General features: G+C 65.7%; 1 protein-coding gene. It reads right to left on the bottom strand.

Annotation, left to right across the window (positions count from 1 at the left end):
* The coding region (locus KVS71_RS17915; RefSeq protein WP_217585210.1) for a hypothetical protein at positions 1–254 on the bottom strand (254 nt) is incomplete at both ends.

Here is a 254-nt window from a genome sequence, read left to right on the forward strand (position 1 = left end):
AAGGCGATAGCGCTCGCTTCGAGCGCGCACACCACGGCCACTCGCCACCCTGACGCGAGCATGAACGTGATCAGACCCCCCGTGTCCCACTCGTTGAGCTCCTCGTCCTCACGGACGCGCTGGAGAAACATCGGCAGTTCGTCCAACGGGATGGCGGTGCTGCCCTTCTTCTTCCTTTGGGTGACGCGCTCGAGCTCACGCTCGGGGTGGGGCGACAAAGCCCCGGTCCGCACCGCTAGGCCGAGCATGCCACT

Source organism: Microbacterium sp. GbtcB4 (assembly GCF_019091465.1).
GTDB lineage: Bacteria > Actinomycetota > Actinomycetes > Actinomycetales > Microbacteriaceae > Microbacterium > Microbacterium paraoxydans.